General features: G+C 64.5%; 21 protein-coding genes. 14 read left to right on the top strand and 7 right to left on the bottom strand.

Annotation, left to right across the window (positions count from 1 at the left end; translation table 11 throughout):
• The first annotated feature begins 42 nt into the window (after nucleotides 1–42).
• The 9 genes from ehuB to ACT2BZ_RS03250 all read left to right on the top strand — a co-directional run bounded on the left by ehuB (nucleotide 43) and on the right by ACT2BZ_RS03250 (nucleotide 8,710).
• Nucleotides 43–879 carry an ectoine/hydroxyectoine ABC transporter substrate-binding protein EhuB gene (ehuB, locus tag ACT2BZ_RS03290; protein WP_457939256.1) on the top strand — a complete coding sequence of 279 codons (837 nt, stop codon included), beginning with the start codon at nucleotides 43–45 and terminating at the stop codon, nucleotides 877–879.
• A gap of 130 nt (nucleotides 880–1,009) precedes the next feature.
• Nucleotides 1,010–1,669 (top strand): ectoine/hydroxyectoine ABC transporter permease subunit EhuC, encoded by a 660-nt coding sequence (gene ehuC, locus ACT2BZ_RS03285; RefSeq protein ID WP_457939254.1) that lies wholly within the window; start codon nucleotides 1,010–1,012, stop codon nucleotides 1,667–1,669.
• Nucleotides 1,669–2,328, top strand: a complete 660-nt coding sequence (gene ehuD / locus ACT2BZ_RS03280; protein ID WP_457939252.1) for an ectoine/hydroxyectoine ABC transporter permease subunit EhuD — start codon at nucleotides 1,669–1,671, stop codon at nucleotides 2,326–2,328. Before ehuC ends, ehuD begins: the two co-directional genes overlap by 1 nt.
• Before the next feature lie 2 nt (nucleotides 2,329–2,330).
• Nucleotides 2,331–3,113: an ectoine utilization protein EutA gene (gene eutA / locus ACT2BZ_RS03275; protein ID WP_457939250.1), complete on the top strand. Its 783-nt coding sequence runs from the start codon at nucleotides 2,331–2,333 to the stop codon at nucleotides 3,111–3,113.
• A gap of 5 nt (nucleotides 3,114–3,118) precedes the next feature.
• Complete coding sequence (eutB, locus tag ACT2BZ_RS03270; protein WP_457941207.1) at nucleotides 3,119–4,111, top strand: hydroxyectoine utilization dehydratase EutB; 993 nt, start codon at nucleotides 3,119–3,121, stop codon at nucleotides 4,109–4,111.
• Complete coding sequence (gene eutC / locus ACT2BZ_RS03265; RefSeq protein ID WP_457939249.1) at nucleotides 4,108–5,100, top strand: ectoine utilization protein EutC; 993 nt, start codon at nucleotides 4,108–4,110, stop codon at nucleotides 5,098–5,100. The genes eutB and eutC overlap by 4 nt, the downstream gene beginning before the upstream one ends.
• 40 nt (nucleotides 5,101–5,140) lie before the next feature.
• On the top strand, nucleotides 5,141–6,322 hold the full coding sequence (doeA, locus tag ACT2BZ_RS03260) for an ectoine hydrolase DoeA (RefSeq protein ID WP_457939248.1): 1,182 nt from the start codon (nucleotides 5,141–5,143) through the stop codon (nucleotides 6,320–6,322).
• Between the two features lie 4 nt (nucleotides 6,323–6,326).
• Complete coding sequence (gene doeB / locus ACT2BZ_RS03255; RefSeq protein WP_457939247.1) at nucleotides 6,327–7,331, top strand: N(2)-acetyl-L-2,4-diaminobutanoate deacetylase DoeB; 1,005 nt, start codon at nucleotides 6,327–6,329, stop codon at nucleotides 7,329–7,331.
• 137 nt (nucleotides 7,332–7,468) lie between these two features.
• Nucleotides 7,469–8,710, top strand: coding sequence for an MFS transporter (locus tag ACT2BZ_RS03250; protein WP_457939246.1), 1,242 nt, complete (start codon nucleotides 7,469–7,471; stop codon nucleotides 8,708–8,710).
• A gap of 146 nt (nucleotides 8,711–8,856) precedes the next feature.
• Here ACT2BZ_RS03250 and ACT2BZ_RS03245 read toward each other — a convergent pair whose 3' ends face one another.
• The 5 genes from ACT2BZ_RS03245 to ACT2BZ_RS03225 form a co-directional block, all read right to left on the bottom strand.
• Nucleotides 8,857–9,108, bottom strand: coding sequence for a glycine zipper domain-containing protein (locus ACT2BZ_RS03245; RefSeq protein WP_457939245.1), 252 nt, complete (start codon nucleotides 9,106–9,108; stop codon nucleotides 8,857–8,859).
• 71 nt (nucleotides 9,109–9,179) lie between these two features.
• Complete coding sequence (locus ACT2BZ_RS03240) at nucleotides 9,180–9,506, bottom strand: hypothetical protein (protein WP_457939243.1); 327 nt, start codon at nucleotides 9,504–9,506, stop codon at nucleotides 9,180–9,182.
• Nucleotides 9,507–9,572: 66 nt separating this feature from the next.
• Nucleotides 9,573–10,577: a sensor histidine kinase gene (locus ACT2BZ_RS03235; protein ID WP_457939242.1), complete on the bottom strand. Its 1,005-nt coding sequence runs from the start codon at nucleotides 10,575–10,577 to the stop codon at nucleotides 9,573–9,575.
• 214 nt (nucleotides 10,578–10,791) lie between these two features.
• The gene (locus ACT2BZ_RS03230) at nucleotides 10,792–10,956 is read right to left on the bottom strand and encodes a DUF1328 domain-containing protein (protein WP_121583648.1); all 165 of its coding nucleotides are present in this window, start codon (nucleotides 10,954–10,956) and stop codon (nucleotides 10,792–10,794) included.
• 113 nt (nucleotides 10,957–11,069) lie between these two features.
• Nucleotides 11,070–11,864: a response regulator gene (locus ACT2BZ_RS03225; protein ID WP_457941206.1), complete on the bottom strand. Its 795-nt coding sequence runs from the start codon at nucleotides 11,862–11,864 to the stop codon at nucleotides 11,070–11,072.
• A 210-nt stretch (nucleotides 11,865–12,074) separates the two neighbouring features.
• Between ACT2BZ_RS03225 and ACT2BZ_RS03220 the strand changes: the two genes are divergently transcribed.
• On the top strand, nucleotides 12,075–12,272 hold the full coding sequence (locus ACT2BZ_RS03220) for a NepR family anti-sigma factor (protein WP_457939241.1): 198 nt from the start codon (nucleotides 12,075–12,077) through the stop codon (nucleotides 12,270–12,272).
• Between the two features lie 2 nt (nucleotides 12,273–12,274).
• Entirely contained in the window at nucleotides 12,275–12,823 is a 549-nt protein-coding gene (locus tag ACT2BZ_RS03215) for a sigma-70 family RNA polymerase sigma factor (protein ID WP_457939239.1), read from the top strand.
• On the opposite strand, the gene ACT2BZ_RS03210 is transcribed toward ACT2BZ_RS03215, so the two are convergent.
• Nucleotides 12,809–13,195, bottom strand: coding sequence for a response regulator (locus ACT2BZ_RS03210; protein WP_457939237.1), 387 nt, complete (start codon nucleotides 13,193–13,195; stop codon nucleotides 12,809–12,811). The genes ACT2BZ_RS03215 and ACT2BZ_RS03210 overlap by 15 nt on opposite strands.
• A 140-nt stretch (nucleotides 13,196–13,335) precedes the next feature.
• Here ACT2BZ_RS03210 and ACT2BZ_RS03205 point away from each other — a divergent pair, with 140 nt between their 5' ends.
• Nucleotides 13,336–14,097 carry a Crp/Fnr family transcriptional regulator gene (locus ACT2BZ_RS03205; protein WP_457939235.1) on the top strand — a complete coding sequence of 254 codons (762 nt, stop codon included), beginning with the start codon at nucleotides 13,336–13,338 and terminating at the stop codon, nucleotides 14,095–14,097.
• Here ACT2BZ_RS03205 and ACT2BZ_RS03200 read toward each other — a convergent pair.
• Nucleotides 14,094–15,206 (bottom strand): AI-2E family transporter, encoded by a 1,113-nt coding sequence (locus tag ACT2BZ_RS03200; RefSeq protein ID WP_457939234.1) that lies wholly within the window; start codon nucleotides 15,204–15,206, stop codon nucleotides 14,094–14,096. The two genes, ACT2BZ_RS03205 and ACT2BZ_RS03200, sit on opposite strands and share 4 nt — an antisense overlap.
• A 113-nt stretch (nucleotides 15,207–15,319) precedes the next feature.
• Between ACT2BZ_RS03200 and ACT2BZ_RS03195 the strand changes: the two genes are divergently transcribed.
• Nucleotides 15,320–15,649 carry a DUF883 family protein gene (locus ACT2BZ_RS03195; protein ID WP_457939232.1) on the top strand — a complete coding sequence of 110 codons (330 nt, stop codon included), beginning with the start codon at nucleotides 15,320–15,322 and terminating at the stop codon, nucleotides 15,647–15,649.
• Between the two features lie 57 nt (nucleotides 15,650–15,706).
• Nucleotides 15,707–16,111 (top strand): hypothetical protein, encoded by a 405-nt coding sequence (locus ACT2BZ_RS03190; protein ID WP_457939231.1) that lies wholly within the window; start codon nucleotides 15,707–15,709, stop codon nucleotides 16,109–16,111.
• The last annotated feature ends 15 nt before the right edge of the window (nucleotides 16,112–16,126 follow it).

The raw sequence follows: 16,126 nt of genomic DNA, 5'->3' as shown, positions 1-16,126 counted from the left end.
GCAAGAATGAGAAGAACAACAATGGAGTTGGGAACGATGAAAATGAAGACAACAATTGCCGGCGCTGCCGGACTTGCCATGCTGGCTTCCTTCGCGGTTTCGGGTCCGGCCATGGCCGACAAGCTCGAAGACCTGAAGGCGCAGGGCTTCGCGCGGGTTGCCATCGCCAACGAGCCGCCCTTCACGGCCGTTGCCGCCGACGGCAAGGTTTCCGGTGCCGCGCCCGACGTGGCGCGCGAAATCTTCAAGCGCCTCGGCATTGACGAGATCGTCGCATCGATCTCCGAATATGGCGCGATGATCCCCGGCCTGCAGGCCGGCCGCTTCGACGTCGTTACCGCGGGCCTGTTCATGAAGCCGGAGCGCTGCGCCGCGGTCGTCTATTCCGAGCCGGTGCTGTGCGATGCAGAAGCGCTGCTGGTGAAGAAGGGCAACCCGAAGGGCTTCCAGAGCTACGCCGACATCGCCAATTCCGAAGGCGCAACGGTTGGCGCGCCGGGCGGCGGCACCGAGGAAAAGCTGGCGCTCGACGCCGGCGTGCCGCGTGACCGCGTGATCGTGGTGCCGGACGGCCAGAGCGGCCTGAAGATGGTGCAGGATGGCCGCATCGACGCCTATTCGCTGCCGGTGCTGTCGATCAACGACCTGATGATGAAGGCCAACGATCCGAACCTCGCCGTCGTGGCGCCGGTGGTTGGCGCGCCGGTCTATTGCGACGGCGCGGCGTTCAAGAAGGGCGACGAAGCCCTGCGCGACGCCTATGACGTGGAGCTGGCGAAGATGAAGGAATCCGGCGAGTTTGCCAAGATCATCGAGCCCTACGGCTTCTCGGCCGCAGCCGCCATGTCGACCTCGCGCGAGAAGCTCTGCTCGCAGTAATCGCGGCTCTTCCTTCTCTCCGGTTGCGGGGAGAGGTGTCCGACAATCCGGATGAAGGGCACGGCTTGCCCTGCCCTTCATCCGCCTGCCAGCATCAGCGCTCAACCACTTATCGGGAAACACGGACCCCATGATCGACTGGACCGGCTATATCGGCCTTATCCTCGACGGCGCGCTGGTGACCATCCAGCTGACCGTCATGGGGTCGGCGCTTGCCCTGGTCATGGCTTTCATTGCCGGCCTCGGGCGGCTGTCGCGCTTCTTTGCGGTGCGGGCGCTGGCCACGGCCTATATCGAATTCTTTCGCGGCACCTCGATCTTCGTGCAGCTCTTCTGGGCCTATTTCGTGCTGCCCTTCCTCGGCATAACGCTGACGCCGCTGCAGGCGGGCGTGCTTGCGCTGGGGCTGAATGTCGGCGCCTACGGCGCGGAAGTGGTGCGCGGCGCCATCAAGTCGATCGGCAAGGAGCAGTATGAGGCCTGCGTGGCGCTCAATCTCGGTCGCTGGCAAAGCATGCGCCACGTGATCCTGCCGCAGGCATTGCTGCTGATGCTGCCGACTTTCGGCAACAACTCGATCGAGTTGCTCAAGGGAACCGCGGTCGTGTCGCTCATCTCGCTGACCGATCTGACCTTCCAGGCGCAGGTGGTGCGGGCCCAGACCGGCAACACGCTGATACCCTTCACGATGATCCTGATCATCTATTTTGCACTTGCCTCGCTGATCGGCTGGGGCATGCGAAGCCTTGAGCGCCGCATGGCGCGCGGGCTCGATGGAGTGCGCGTCTGATGGAATGGGACTGGGCCTTTGTCTGGCAGATCTTTCCGACCCTTGTAGAGGGCGTGAAGATCACGATCCTGGCGACGCTACTGGGTTCGGTGCTGGCAGCCTTCGTCGGTCTCGGCATTGCGCTCGCCCGGCGTTCGTCGAACCGCATCCTGTCGCGCAGCGTCAGCTTTGCCGCCGAGTTCATCCGCGGCACGCCGCTGCTGGTGCAGCTCTATTTCATCTTCTACGTGTTGCCCGACATCGGCATTCTGCTGGCGCCGCTTGTTGCCGGCGTCATCGGCCTTGGCCTTCACTACGGCACCTATACCGCCGAAGTGTACCGAGCCGGCATCGACAATGTGCCGCGCGGCCAGTGGGAAGCCGCCAAGGCGTGCAACCTGTCGGCACGCCAGACCTGGATGCACATCATCATTCCGCAGGCGCTGCCGCCGATGATCCCGGCGCTGGCCAATTATTTCATCGCCATGTTCAAGGAGACGCCGCTGCTTTCGGCGATCACCGTGCTCGAACTGATGAACCAGGCAAAGAGCGTCGCCAATTCGAGCTACCGCTACATCGAGCCGATCACCATGGTCGGTGCATTCTTCCTCGCGATCAGCCTGGTAGCGGTGTTTGCCCTGCGCTGGCTGGAACGCCGATACGGACGCGTCGAAACCTGATCATGACCGACAAGACAGAGATACGCCTGCGCGACGCCCGGCCCGCACTGGACGCGCGCCCGCTGGCCAAGCGGATCGGCCTGCTGATCCTGGCCACCGACCATACGACCGAGCCCGACTTTTCGCGCATGGTGGCGAGCGAGCGGATCGGCGTCTATGTGGCGCGCGTACCCTATGCCAACCCGACGACGCCCGAAAATCTGCGGCGCATGCAGCCGACGCTGACGGATGGCGCCGCACTGATCCTGCCGGGGGAAGAGCTAGACGCCATCTGCTATTCCTGCACCGCCGCATCAGCCGTGATCGGCGATGCGGAGGTTGCCGCGGCGATCAACACGGCCAAGCCCGGGGTGCCGGTGGTGACGCCGCCGCTGGCGGCGACGCGCGGGCTCAAGGCGCTGGGCGCCAAGAGGATCAGCATCCTGACGCCCTACACGGTCGAGACCAGCCGGCCGATGGCCGCCTATTTCGAGCGCGACGGCTTCGACATCGCCAGCTTCACCTGCCTCGGGCTCGAGGACGACCGGGAGATGGCGCGCATCGCGCCGGAAACGATCGTGGAACTGGCGCGCGAGGCCATGGCGCCGGACGCCGAGGGGCTGTTCGTTTCCTGCACGGCGCTGCGCGCGGCGGTGGCTGTGCCGGACATGGAACGGGCACTCGGCAGGCCGGTGGTGAGCAGCAACCTCGCAACCGCGTGGAACTGCCTGCGGCTGTGCGGCGACGCGGCGGCTCGTCCCGAACTCGGACGTCTCATGTCACTGCCGCTGGCGGGAGCGGCTTGATGTCGATGGATTTCATCAGCCTCAAGGACATCAGGCGGGCGCGCAAGCGCATCGAAGGCAAGGTCGTGGAGACGCCTACAGTGCCGTCGCCGTCCCTCAGCCGGCTTGCCGGCGTGCCGGTCTACCTGAAACTCGAACACCGCCAGACGACGGGCAGCTTCAAGCTGCGCGGCGCGTCGAACGCCATCGCCTCGCTGTCGGCCGAGGCGAAAAGCCGCGGCGTCACGGCGGCCTCGACCGGCAATCATGGCCGCGGGCTGGCTCATGCGGCGAAGCTCGAGGGCATGCGCGCGGTGATCTGCATGTCGAAGCTGGTTCCCGAGAACAAGCTTTCGGAAATCCGCAATCTCGGCGCCGAAGTGCGCATCATCGGCAACAGCCAGGACGACGCCCAGGAGGAGGTCGACCGGCTGGTCGCCGAGGACGGGCTGATCATGCTGCCGCCCTTCGACCATCCGGCAATCGTGGCCGGGCAGGGAACGGTTGGCCTGGAGATCATGGAGGCGGTGCCGGATGCGGCGACCGTGCTGGTGCCCCTGTCGGGCGGCGGGCTGGCGGCGGGGATCGCCGCCGCCGTCAAGGCGCTGAACCCCGACGTCAGGGTGATCGGCATCTCGATGGCGCGGGGAGCTGCAATGAAGGCCAGCCTCGATGCGGGCAGACCAGTGCTGGTGGAGGAACTGCCGACACTGGCGGATTCGCTCGGCGGCGGCGTCGGGCTGGACAACCAGCTGACCTTCGCCATGTGCCGCGACCTGCTGGACGAGTTGATCCTGCTGTCGGAGGACGAAATCGCCGCCGGCATTCGCCATGCCTACGAACAGGAGCGCGAGATCATCGAGGGCGGCGGCGCGGTGGGCATCGCGGCCCTCCTGGCCGAAAGGATCAGGACGGACGGGCCGGTGGTGGCGCTGCTGTCGGGCCGCAACATCGACATGGGGCTGCACCGCAGCATCATCTGCGGCTATTGGGCGGCGAGCGGGGAGCAGGCGGCATGAGCCGGATGACCATTCTCACCGAGGCCGACCTGCGCAGCGTGGTGAAGCTCGATCTCGACGCCGTGGCCTGCGTGGAAAATGCCTTCAAGGCGCTGGCGACGCTGCCGGTGGGGATGCCGCCGATCCTGAGGCTCGACATTCCCGAGCACCATGGCGAGGTCGACGTGAAGACCGCCTATGTGCCCGGCATAGACGGCTTTGCCATCAAGATCAGCCCCGGCTTCTTCGACAATCCGAAAATCGGGCTGCCGAGCACCAGCGGCATGATGGTGCTGTTTTCGTCCCGGACCGGGCAGGTGGAGGCGCTGCTGCTCGACAATGGCTACCTGACAGACGTGCGCACCGCCGCTGCCGGCGCGGTGGCGGCCAGGCATCTTTCGCGCGAGGATTCTTCCATCGCGGCGATCTTCGGCGCCGGCGTCCAGGCGCGGCTGCAGCTCGAGGCGCTGATGCTGGTGCGGCCGATCAAGGAGGCACGCATCTGGGCGCGCGACGCGGAAAAGGCAAAGGCGGCGGCGGCGGACCTGCGCGAGCGGCTCGGCATACTGGTGCGCTACGAGCCGGAGCCCGACCACGCGGTGGCCGGCGCAGACATCATCGTCACCACCACGCCGGCGAGCGAGCCGGTGCTGAAGGCGGCCTGGCTGTGGCCCGGCCAGCACATCACCGCGATGGGCTCCGACGCCGAGCACAAGAACGAGATCGAGCCGGAAATCGTGGCGCGGGCCGGGCTCTATGTCGCCGACAGCCTGAAGCAGACAAGGCGGCTCGGCGAGCTGCACCACGCCATCGAAGCCGGGCTGGTGAAGGCCGATGCCGAGCTTGCCGAACTCGGGCAGATCGTCGCCGGCCAACGCAAGGGACGCGGCTCGCCGGGCGACCTGACGATCGCCGACCTGACCGGCACCGGGGTGCAGGACACGGCCATCGCCACGCTGGCGCGCGACCGCGCGCTGGCCGCGGGCGCCGGCACGCCATTCGACAGCTGAGTATGGCCGCGAGGCCCAAGAAAATGAGGATACGCCTGACATGACCATGGCCCGACTGAAGTTTTCACGCGACGAGTTTGCCGAACGGCTGGCCAAGACGAGGCGGGCCATGGAGGCGAAGGGCATCGACCTCCTGATCGTGTCGGACCCGTCCAACATGGCCTGGCTGACCGGCTATGACGGCTGGTCGTTCTACGTGCACCAGGCGGTGATCGTGCCGCCGACGGGCGAGCCCGTCTGGTTCGGGCGCGGCCAGGACGCCAATGGCGCCAAGCGCACGGCCTATCTAGATCACGGCAACATCGTCGGCTACGCCGACCACTACGTGCAGTCGACCGAGCGGCACCCGATGGATTTCCTGTCGAAGGTGATCGGCGACCGGGGCTGGGGCAATCTCCGGACCGGGGTCGAGATGGACAATTACTACTTTTCGGCGGCCGCCTTCGCGTCGCTGCAGAAGCACCTGCCGAATGCGCGCTTCGTCGACGCGACGGCGCTGGTCAACTGGCAGCGCGCGGTGAAGAGCCCGACCGAGATCGACTACATGCGCAAGGCGGCGCGCATCGTCGAGGCGATGCACCAGCGGATCGTCGACAAGATCGAGGTCGGCATGCGCAAATGCGACCTGGTGGCCGAAATCTACGATGCGGGCACGCGCGGCGTCGAGGGCGCGGGCGGCGACTATCCGGCGATCGTGCCGCTCCTGCCGTCGGGGGCGGACGCCTCCGCACCGCACCTGACCTGGGACGATCTGCCGATGAAGGCGGGCGAGGGCACGTTCTTCGAGATCGCCGGCTGCTACAACCGCTACCATTGCCCGCTGTCGCGGACCGTGTTCCTCGGCAAGCCGACGCAGGCCTTCCTCGACGCCGAGAAGGCGACGCTGGAGGGCATGGAGGCGGGGCTGGCGGCGGCAAGACCCGGCAATACCTGCGAGGACATCGCCAACGGCTTCTTCGGCGTGCTGAAGAAGCACGGCATCGTCAAGGACAACCGCACCGGCTACCCGATCGGGCTCTCCTACCCGCCGGACTGGGGCGAGCGGACGATGAGCCTGCGGCCCGGCGACAAGACCGAGCTCAAGCCCGGCATGACCTTCCATTTCATGACCGGCCTGTGGCTGGAAACGATGGGACTGGAGATCACCGAGAGCATCCTGATCACCGAAACCGGCGTCGAGTGCCTGGCCAACGTGCCGCGCATGCTCGTCGTAAAGGAGTAGCCCGATGAGCGACGCGCTGCGCCCATCGCCGATCTCGCCGACCGTCGACTATGACAAGGACGGCGTGCAGCACGGCATGTTGCGGCTGCCCTACAGCCGTGACGATTCCGCCTGGGGATCGGTGATGATCCCGATCTGCGTCATCAAGAACGGCGACGGGCCGGTGGCGCTCTTGTCGGGCGGCAATCACGGCGACGAATACGAGGGGCCGCTGGCGCTCTACGACCTTGCCCGCACGCTCGCCCCGAAGGACGTGACCGGCACGGTGATCATCGTGCCGGCGATGAACTACCCGGCGTTCCAGATGGGCACCCGAACCTCGCCGGTCGACAAGGGCAACATGAACCGGCTGTTTCCCGGCAAGCCCGACGGCACGGTGACGCAGAAGATCGCCGACTACTTCCAGCGCCACCTGCTGCCGCGGGCAGACATTGTGCTCGACTTCCATTCAGGCGGCCGCACGCTCGACTTCCTGCCATTCTGCGCGGCGCATGTCCTCGACGACAAGGCGCTCGAGGCGAAAGCCATGGCTGCGGTCGAGGCATTCTCGGCACCCTATTCAGCGCGCATGCTGGAAATCGATGCGGTCGGCATGTACGACACCGCGGCCGAGGAGCAGGGCAAGGTCTTCGTGACCACGGAACTCGGCGGCGGCGGCACGGCGACCGCCAGGACGACGCGGATCGCCAGGCTTGGTCTGATGAATGTGCTGCGCCATGCCGGCATCGTCGGCGGGGCCGTCGAATCGAGACCGACGCAGTGGCTCGACATGCCGTCGGTCGACTGCTTTTCCTTTGCCGAGGACGAGGGGCTTTACGAGGCCATGGTCGATCTGGGCGATCCGATCGAAAAGGGCGACATCATTGCGCGGGTGCATTCGATCACCCGTACCGGCAGGCCGCCGCAGGATATTCGCGCCAAGCTTTCCGGCGTGCTGGCGGCGCGGCATTTCCCGGGTCTCGTCAAGCCGGGCGACTGTGCCTCCGTGGTTGCCGTCCTGGTGGACTGAAAGCCCGGCGCGGCGGCGCCTGACCCGACCGGACTTGCCGCGCGAAAGCGCTGGCGCGACAAAAGACCGGTACTGGTGCTGGCGCAAGCAGCGCCGGCAGGCGAGCAAGAACGCCCCGAAACCGGCACCAGGACCGCATGGACGCCAGCGCCACACGTCACGACAAACCTGCCCCGGGCATCGACAGCGCCTATGCCTGGCTGCGCCTTGCCCTGTCGATCCTGCTGTCGGCGATCGGCGGCGCCGGCATGTGGGCGGTGGTGGTGGTGCTGCCCTCGGTGCAGGCCGAGTTCGGTGTAGACCGCGGACACGCGTCGTTACCCTATACGGCGACGATGATCGGCTTTGCACTGGGCAATGTGGTGGTCGGGCGGCTTATCGACCGGTTGGGCTTCTGGAAACCGGCGCTGATTGCGACGCTGATGCTCGGCGCAGGATTTCTGCTCGCTTCGGTAACCGGATCCATCGTGCAGTTCACGCTCGTCCAGGGACTGCTAATCGGTTCGGGGGCCGCGGTTACGTTCGGACCGCAGATCGCGGATATCTCACGCTGGTTCATGCTGCGCCGTGGCGTTGCCGTGGCCGCCGCGGCCTCCGGCAACTACATCGCCGGTGCCTTCTGGCCGATCGTCATGCCCTACGGCATGGAGGCGGGCGGTTGGCGCTTCACCTATGCGGCGATCGGGGTTGCCTGCCTCGTGACCATGGTTCCGCTGGTGCTGATGCTGCGCCGCGGGGCGCCCGTTGCCGCGGTTGCCGGCAGCGCGGGCTACCGTCCGGTGCAAAGCATTTCAGTATCGCCGCGGGTGCTTCAGTCGCTGTTGGTGGTTGCGGGCATCGGCTGCTGCGTCGCCATGTCGATGCCCCAGGTTCACATCGTCGCCTATTGCATCGATCTCGGCTACGGCGTGGCGCGCGGCGGCGAGATGCTGTCGATCATGCTGGCGGCGGGCATTGTCAGCCGGCTCGCCTCCGGCTTTCTCGCCGACAAGATCGGCGGCATCAAGACGCTGCTGATAGGCTCGGTTCTGCAGGGCCTGTCACTGCTCTTCTACATCCCGTTCGACGGGCTGGCTTCGCTATACATCGTGTCGCTGGTGTTCGGCCTGTCGCAGGGCGGCATCGTGCCCTGCTACGCCATCATCGTGCGTGAATACATGCCGGCGCACGAGGCGGGTCAGCGCGTCGGCATCGTGATCATGGCGACGATCGTCGGCATGGCGCTGGGAGGCTGGATGTCGGGTGCAATCTACGACATGACGGGCTCATACGCCGCCGCATTCCTGAACGGCATCGGCTGGAACCTGTTGAACGTCAGCGTGATGACAATCCTGCTGTGGAAGTCGGGAAGGCCAGTGAAGGCGGCGGCAGCCGCCTAGACTGCGCAGGTGCTGTGCGGGTCGCTCGACGCCTGCCAGTTCGGAGCGTTTGCAGGCCAGGATGCGGACGAGCAGTGACGATGCCCGGCAACAGGCGTTCAACAAGAAGAGGGCCTGGTCTGCATTGCAGCCAGGCCCTTAACTCCTTAGCGGCAGCGCGCTTCGTAGATGCGACCGTTACGGTCACGGTAACGGCACCAACCGGTCCTGGTAGCCTTGCCGATCAGGACACCTGATGCAGCGCCAACCACACCGCCGACAATCGCGCCACCAGCATCACCAGTGGCCAGGCCACCGATAACCGCACCCGCCGTACCGCCCAAGGCAGCGTCGTTCTCAGCCGTCGTACAGCCGGCAAGCGCCATCATCGCCACCACCGCAAATGCAATTTTCTTCATCAAAGGCTCCCTGGTTCTCTTCATTCCGCCACGTCAATTAGCACGCAATGGCGGATTTTGCGCGCGTGAAATTACTCTTGGCTAACATAGTCTTTTTCGCGACTGGAGGCATTGGATGCAACCATTATGTCGGGTGAGCCTATCTCGGCGAAGAGTGTCCCATCGGGATTTATGTCCCAGACGAGTTCGGCGTCCTCCTCCTCGAGCGCGGGATCGACCGTGACGCATTTGGCAATCACGTGCGGGCGCTCATGGCGGAGGGAATCGATGGAAGGCCGCAGGCTGGCCTGGCATTCTTCGACGGTCTCGAAGACCGGAACCGGCGCGGGAAGTTCCTCGCAACGGTCCATTGAACCCGAGCATCCGATGATCAGAAGTAGCGCAGCTATGTGTTCCATTGCGTCGACCTTTCCAGCCGACACAACGCCTGCGCGTCGTTACAGTTCCGCTTAGCGTGCGTGGCACTACTCGGCTTCGAAATGGCCAAAGGGAATAACCAGCCGGTAAGTCAGTTTTCCCTTGGCAATATCGAGCGTTGCCTTGCCGTTCAGGGAGGCCGGGACGACCTGTTCGAGCGCGACGCTGCCGAACCGGCGTTGCCGGACAGGATCGTCCGGCGCTGCGTCGGTTGCCGCCCCTATCGTCTCCTCCCACAGCAGCGACAGGGATGCGCCGCCCGACGTCTCGTCGCCAAGACTTGCCGTCACGGTGACGAAGCCGTTCGGCTTCGACAGCGCGCCGAAGCTGACGGAGTTTACCGCCAATTCATGCAATGCCAGCCCGATATGCAAAGCCGCGTTGGGATTGAGCCAGAGGTTCGGCCCGGAAAACCGGATCGCACTCTGGGGCGTCAGGCTGTAGCGGGCCGCCTGTCCGGTAACCAGTTCTCCCAGGCTGGCCCCGCGCCAATTGGACGACGTCACGAGATCCTGCGAGGCCGCAAGAGACTGCAGGCGACCGCGAAAGCGGGTCAGGAAATCGTCAATCGTCGCCGAAAAGCGACCAGTTTGCGTCGCGATGCTCTGGATGATGGCAAGAAGGTTCCGGGAGCGATGGCTGACCTCACGCAGAAGCGTGCGCAGGGTCTGCTCGCGGCGCTTCTGCTCGGTCGTCTCCACAGCCGTGGTGATGATTCCGATGAGAGTGCCGTCCGGATCGAGATCGGGGTCTATCCAGATGTTGTAGGACTGTGAGCCGTCCGGCCCGGGAATCGAAATATCCAGCCTGTCCGGCCGGTGCGTGGTGACGACAGCCTGCTTGGCGGCCGTGACACGCTGGGCAACGCTGGCGGGAAACAGATCGGCATCGCCGGCGCCGGCGATATTGCCCTGGCTCCAGGAGGCCGGCACGTTGCGGGCCCAGACGAAGCGGAGCGCGGCATCCTGGTAGAAGACCGAAACCGCCGTGTTGCGCAATGCGCGCAGCAACGCGACAGCAGCCTTCGGCTCATTTTGGATCGTACTGGGCAACGCAACTGTCCCGATTTGTGAAGGTCCAAGTCTCCCGCTATCTCGTCAACCCGTCCAGCCAGCCCAAGCACGAAGTGACATACGTCGAAGGACGGGGCCTAGACACCGCCATGTCCATCAAAGATCCGCCGGACAACGTATTTTCAACGTTGCCCGGCGGAAACTGGAAGCCGTTTGAGGGGTTCGGCCTCCAGCGTTCGAAACATGGCGGGCGTCAAGCGCGGCGGAACAATCCGGCCAGCAGCGAGATCACCAGGAACGCCAAGAATACGAAGAAGAGTATCTGTGCGATGCCAGCTGACGTGCCGGCGATGCCGCCAAAGCCAAGTGCGCCAGCAATGATCGCGACGACGAGAAATACCAGAGCCCAATAAAGCATGTTCGATCTCCTTGACTGTCGACCACCAACGGAGCCGCAGAAAAATGGTTCCCCGCCAGTCCAACGAAAAAGGCCGCCCACCGGGCGGCCTTCAGCCAATGACAATAGGGCCTTTATGCGGCGGCTTTCGCCTGCCGCTCGAAAAACAGCGCCTGGCTGATGAGAGCCTTGACCATGTCCGGGTTGAACGGCTTGGTGACGAGGAATGCTGGCTCCGGGCGTTCGCCGGTCAGCAGCCGCTCGGGGAAGGCGGTGATGAAAATCACCGGCACAGCAGCCGAGGCCAGGATCTCGTTCACGGCATCGATGCCGGAGCTGCCGTCCGCGAGCTGGATGTCGGCAAGCACCATCTTTGCGCGCGACTTCTCGAACATCGCGGTTGCCTCCGCATGGGTCCGCGCAGTGCCGACGACCCGGTGCCCGAGGCTTTCCACCATCTGTTCGATGTCCATCGCGATCAGCGGCTCGTCCTCGATGATGAGGATATCGGTCGCGACCTGACGCGAGATCTCGTTGCTGGCCTGGGCCAAGAGGTCGGTGAACTCAGCCTCGGTCGTATCGAGGATCTCGGCGGCCTCGTCGTTGGTGAAGCCCTCGACCGCAATCAGCAGGAATGCCTGACGCGCGCGGGGCGCCAATGCGGCGAGATTGGCAGCGGTACGCTGCTCCCAGGCGGTCGGCGCCGATTCCTGAGGCACCCGGATCGAAACGGAAGTGAAGAGATCGGAGAAGAGACGATAGAGCGAAATCCGCTCGCTCGAACATTTGGGAAAGATGCTTACATCGGCAATGATCGCCTCCAGCATCGCTGCAACAAGGGCATCGCCGCTGTGCTGGGATCCTGAAACGGCGCGTGAAAATCGACGCAGAAATGGCAAATGCGGGGCAATTGTTGCGGATAGACTCATGTGGTCCGTCTCCCTCGTGACGTTGTCGGGTACTAAAATCAGGTGTCCCGGCGTTGATAACGCGGCTTTCCGATAAAGGTTCCAAAAAAAATGCAAAGTGGCGGAACCATCCGGCGGGGTCTGCGTTTGGGTCAACAACAAGGCAACCAGAACGGGGGCCGGGACACCAGTACCCGGAGCCGAGCCGGGGTTTGAGGGGGCAAGTTAGACATGAACAAGAAAGACGATCAAGTGTCAGGCGCCACGCAGCAACGAACGAGTACGGCCGACCCGCTCGGCACAAATTCCGAAATCGCCCGAAAGCTCAAGCAATATTACGACGAACTGGTCGCGGACGAAGTGCCGGACCGGTTTGCCGACCTGCTGAGCCAGCTGGAAAAAGCTGAACCCGCGCGAAAGAAGGATTAGTCATGGCCGTCTCAGTGGCGTTCAAGTCCGATCTTCTGAGTGCGATACCGAGCCTGCGGGCCTTTGCCGTGTCGCTTTCCCAGAACGCGGACAAGGCCGACGACCTGGTGCAGGAGACGCTGGTCAAGGCGTGGGACAAGCACGAGAGCTTCCAGCCCGGCACCAACCTCAAGGCGTGGCTCTTCACGATCCTGCGCAACGAGTTCTACTCGCAGATGCGCAAGCGCGGCCGCGAGGTGCAGGATTCCGATGGCATCATGACGGCGCGGCTTGCCGTGCATCCGAGCCAGCACGGTCAGCTCGACCTCAAGGATTTCCGCGCAGCGCTCGAAAAGCTGCCAGAAGACCAGCGCGAGGCGATCATCCTGATCGGTGCTTCCGGCTTTTCCTACGAGGAAGCGGCGGAAATCTGCGACTGCGCGATCGGCACCATCAAGAGCCGGGTCAGCCGCGCGCGCACCAGGCTGCAGGAGATCCTGCAGATCTCGGGTGAATCCGACTTCGGTCCGGATTCGATCGCAGCCCAGGTCATGGGATCAAGCGCCGCCTGAGGAAGCAGCGCGGGCAGCGCAGGCGCGGGCAAGCGCCTCGATCAGGTCCTTGTCGTCATAAGGCTTGCCGATCAGCGCGACGCCGGGGAATTTTGCCGCGAGCTCCTCATTGTCGGTATAGCCCGACGCGAACACGAACGGCGTGCCTGCGTCCTTCAGCGATGCGGCCAGTTCCAGGGTGGACTGGCCGCCAAGCATGACGTCGACGATCGCGGCGTCGAACTCCATCGCCTTCGCAATGTCGATATCGTCCAGACTCCGGACAACGTGGACGTCCTCGGCGCCGTTGTCACGGCACAGCTGCTCGACGTCCATGGCGATGAGAAACTCATCCTCCAGCAGCAAAATATTCAGGCCGTCGAGAATATGCACCAAAATATGGGGGGCTCCTTGAAATCAGGGCACTCATTGCGGCAAATCGGGACAATGTCATTTAAAAAAGACATCCTGCGAGGCTCGTGATTGAACTATACGGGCAGATTGGTGCTGCAACCAAATCGGGGGACAAGCATTTGGCCGGACACCCGGGACGTCGGTTCTCGATTCGCCAGTATCCTTGCGAGAAATGCCCGTTGAGGCCGCTGGATGTGTTCCGCGACTTCGAGGACCAGGAACTCGACTTCATCAGCACGTTCAAGACCGGCGAGCTGTCGGTCGAGAAGGGGTCGACGGTGCTCGTCGAGGGCAACCACAGCGCCCATCTCTACACGGTGCTGTCGGGCTGGGGCTTCCGCTACAAGCTGCTGCCCGACGGGCGGCGGCAGATCCTCAACTTCGTCATGCCGGGCGACATGATCGGCCTGCAGGGCAGCCTTCTGGGCGAGATGCAGCACTCGGTGGAGGCGCTGTCGCCGATGCTGCTGTGCGTGTTCGAGCGGGACAATCTCTTCGGGCTCTACCGCAAGCATCCGGGGTTGGCCTTCGACATCACCTGGATCGCCTCGCGCGAGGAAAGGATGCTGGACGAGAACCTGCTCAGCCTGGGGCGCAGGTCGGCCATCGAGCGGGCGGCCTATCTGCTCGCCTTCATCCACAGCCGGGCAAAAAGCGTCGGCCTCAAGGGGGGCAGCCCCAACGAGGTGGCGATCAGCCAGCAGCATATCGCCGACACGCTCGGCCTGTCGCTCGTCCATACCAACAAGACCATCCGCAAGCTGATCGACAGGAAGCTCATCTCCTGGCGCGACCGCGGCTGCGAGATCGCCGACCTTGAGGGGCTGATGAAGCTTTCCGGGTGGGAGGGGCTGCGGGAGGACAAGCGGCCGCTGCTCTAGCGCGGATGCTGCCGGTCGAGCTCGTCGACCTCCCAGTTTATGCCCGGTACGATGTTGCGCAGGATGGCGTAGACGACAAGCACCGCCGGTATGGCGATGAAGCCGCCCAGCGGGCCCCAGAGCCAGATCCAGAAGATCAGCGACAGGACGACGACGAAGGGGTTCAGCGTCATGGTGCGGCCAACGACGATGGGCGTCACGAACTGCGCCTCGACAAGGTTGATGGCAAGGTAGACGAAGACCGGCAGCATGCTGCCGCCGAGGGTGTCGAACTCGGCGAGGCCGACCAGGAAGAGGACCGCCACCATGGCGGTGGGGCCGATGAAGACGACGAAGTTGAGGATCGCGGCCAGCGCGCCCCACAGCGCCGGCGAGGGCATGCCGATGAGATACATGCCGCCGGCGACGGCGAGGCCCTCGCCGATGTTGATGAGCGTGATCGACAGCAGGTAGCGCGAGACCATGTCCTCGGTGTCGCGGAAGATGTGGGCGACACGCCAGCGCAGGCGCCGGTCAAGGCACAGCTTCAGCATGGCGGTCCGGGTCTGGTGCCGCGTCGCGACGAAGAAGAAGAGGCAGGCAAAGAAGATCAGCACCTGCGCGATGAAGGCCGGCGCCAGGAACACCATGTTCTCGACCCCGACGCCGTCGTCGACCGAAACCGTTACGCCGTCGGCACCCACCACCTCGCGGATCTGGTCACGCATGGTCTTGATGGATTCGATCGGCCCCTTGAGCTCGGCAAGCTGCACCTGCAGGTCGGCCCAGATCTGCGGCAGCCGCGCCATCCAGAAGGACAGTGGCGCCGCCAGCGCGATGACGAAGAGCAGGATGAGCGCGATGAAGAGGATGACGACGAGGGTCGCCGAGAAGGCGGGGGCCAAGCCGCGCCTTTCGATGCGGGTGGCGATCGGCCCGAGCATGAGGCCGATGACGATGCCGAGGCTCGCGGGCGCCAGGATGTACTCGGCCGAATAAAGGGCAAAGATCGCGGCGACCAGGCCGACGAGAATGATCGAGACCTGCGAAGCCCGCTGCAGCAGGAGCTCCACGTTCGACTTCGGCGGCAGCCTCACGATGGGCGCCTTCTTGACAATGCGGTTGGACATGAAAATCTCTTTTCGGATATAGCGAGGCAACGTAGTGCGCCATTCGTTGGTTCCCGACGGGAACTTCGACGATCCTGACACGTTGAGCCGCAACAACAGCAAGGAGCGAAAATATGGCGAATGCCGCAACTGCAAAGGCCGGCAACGAGATGCGGTCGGTTTCGGACCTCGAGGCGGACATCAAGCTGCTGAGGGCAGACATCGAGAAATTGACCGAACAGCTCCAGCGCACCGGCGAGCACGGTATCGGCGCGGCACGACGCGCCGCCTCGCAGGGCGCCGAACAGCTTCGCGCCAAGGGCGAGGAGACCGTGGAGAGCCTGCGCCAGAACGCCCGCGACATCGAGGCGCAGATCACCGAGAACGTGCGTGAAAAGCCGATCTCGTCGCTCGCCATCGCCGCCGGCGTGGGCTTCCTGTTCGCGCTCATCGCGCGCCGCTAGCAACTCATGCTCGCATCGCTTCTGGCAAGCCTCGTATCGGGTCGAACGGCGGCTGCCGTGCAACGTGCACGGAGGGCCGCCGTTGCCTATGCGCTTGCTGGACTGGCGGCGATCTGCGGCGCCATATTCTTCTTCGTCGGACTCTTCATCTGGGCCTCCGAACGCTATGGCGACCTGGAAGCGGCGCTGGGAATAGGCGTCTGCTTCGTCGTCATCGCGGTGGTGATCCTGATCATCCACCGCATCACGGCAGGCTTTCGCGCGCGGCGGGAGGCGAGGAGACGCAGGGCCGACATGACCGCGGCCGGGGTCGCCACCGCGATCGCGCTGCTGCCTAGCCTGCTACGCGGCAAGGGAGGCCTGGGGTTGCTGCTGGGACCGGCCGCAGCGGTTCTGGCCTACGCCATCTACCGCGAGAATGTCGGCTCCGACGACGACGACGATCCAGACGACCAGATCTGATCGCCAGCGCTCGGG

The sequence above is a fragment of the Mesorhizobium sp. 10J20-29 genome (genome assembly GCF_054130485.1).
Note: the sequence above shows the minus strand (reverse complement) of the source record. Positions and strands in the feature narration are given on the sequence as shown.